1 pseudogene is annotated in these 1,102 nt (G+C 76.8%); it reads left to right on the top strand.

Features of this window, described 5'->3' with window-relative positions:
* Window positions 1-1,102 (top strand): annotated as a pseudogene (locus tag ACFV4N_RS43990) (hypothetical protein); the annotation flags it as partial.

Below are 1,102 nucleotides of genomic sequence, written 5' to 3'. Positions count from 1 at the left end.
GTGGTCGCCCCCGCCGCCGCCTCCCCCGCGCGCCTGGAGCGGCTGACCAGGCCCTCGCCGTTCCACGGCGTCCACGGGCTGGCCGTCACCCGGGACGGCAGGCTCCTGGCGGGCAGCCTCATCGGCGCCGCGATCCACGAGGTGGACCCCCGGACGGGCGCGACGCGCGTGGTCGAGCCGCCGCCGTTCGGCATGGCCGACGACCTGGACGAGGGCCCGGACGGCACGCTCGCCTGGACCTCCACCAACACGGGCCGGGTGCACGCGCGGTCGCCGGGCGGGCCGGTGCGCGTGCTCGCGCAGGGGCTGCCCGGGATCAACGCGGTGGCGTGGTCGCCCGACGGCAGGCTGTTCGCGTCCCAGGTCTTCCAGGCCGACGCCCTGCTGGAGCTCGACCCGACCGGCGCCCGCCCGCCGCGCACCGTGCTGCGCGACCTCGGCGGGCTCAACGGCTTCGACTTCGGCCCCGACGGGTGGCTGCACGGGCCGCTGTGGTCGCGCGGGGAGGTCGTCCGCATCGACGTGGACCGCGGCGTCGTGGAGACCGTGGCCGGCGGCTTCCGCACACCGGGCGCGGTCGCCTTCGACTCGTCGGGCCGCCTGTTCGCGCTGGAGACGGGCACCGGCGACGTCTACCGCGTGGAGGCGGGCGGCCGGGTGCTCGTGGCGCGGGAGCGGCCCGGGATCGACAACCTGGTCTTCGACGCCGACGACCGGCTCTTCGTCTCCAACATGGCCGACAACTCGATCACCGAGGTGGACCCGTCCACCGGCGGCGGCCGCACGGTGCTCTCCGGCGACCTGGCGATAGCCGCCGACCTGGCCCTGGACGAGGGCGGGGAGGTCCACGTCGCCGACGGCTTCGCGCTGCGCCGGCTGGCGGCCGGCGGGCACGGGGTCCGGGACGTGGCCCGCATGTACGCCACCGACCTGCTGTTCCCCACCGGCATCGCCGTGGTGGGCGACCTGGTCGTCACGACCGGCTGGACCGCGGGCGCGGTGCAGGTGCTCGACCGGCGCACCGGGGCGGTGCGCGCCACCCACGGCGGCTTCCACGAGCCCATGGACGTCGTGCCCCTGCCGGACGGCCACCTCCTGGTGT

This window comes from Actinosynnema sp. NPDC059797, assembly GCF_042732085.1.
In the GTDB taxonomy this organism is placed as follows: Bacteria; Actinomycetota; Actinomycetes; order Mycobacteriales; family Pseudonocardiaceae; genus Actinosynnema.
This window is presented reverse-complemented; position numbering and strand designations above follow the sequence as displayed.